At 55.2% G+C, this 248-nt stretch carries 1 pseudogene; it reads right to left on the bottom strand.

Going from position 1 to position 248, the window contains the following annotated elements:
* Positions 1-168, bottom strand: a pseudogene (locus KMS84_RS44780) (amino acid permease); the annotation flags it as partial.
* Between the last annotated feature and the right edge of the window lie 80 nt (positions 169-248).

Raw genomic sequence — 248 nt, 5'->3', positions numbered from 1 at the left:
GGGATATTTTGTCACCAACTCTGCGTAGGAACCTGCAGTAAGCATCGCGAAAAACAGAGCGATGAGCAGAGGCACCCATATTGCGCCACCTACCTCACCTGCAATTGTCCCGGCGAGCGCATAAACGCCCGCCCCGAGAACATCGCCGAGAATGAATAGAAAAAGCATCGGGCCGGTAACGGCGCGGCGCAGCGAATTCTTCGGCGGCGAGGTCTTCACGTTTAAACTTCCTGGCTTGAGGATTCAAC

This window comes from Streptomyces hilarionis (assembly GCF_024539675.1).
In the GTDB taxonomy this organism is placed as follows: domain Bacteria; phylum Actinomycetota; class Actinomycetes; order Streptomycetales; family Streptomycetaceae; genus Streptomyces; species Streptomyces hilarionis.
Note: the sequence above shows the minus strand (reverse complement) of the source record. Positions and strands in the feature narration are given on the sequence as shown.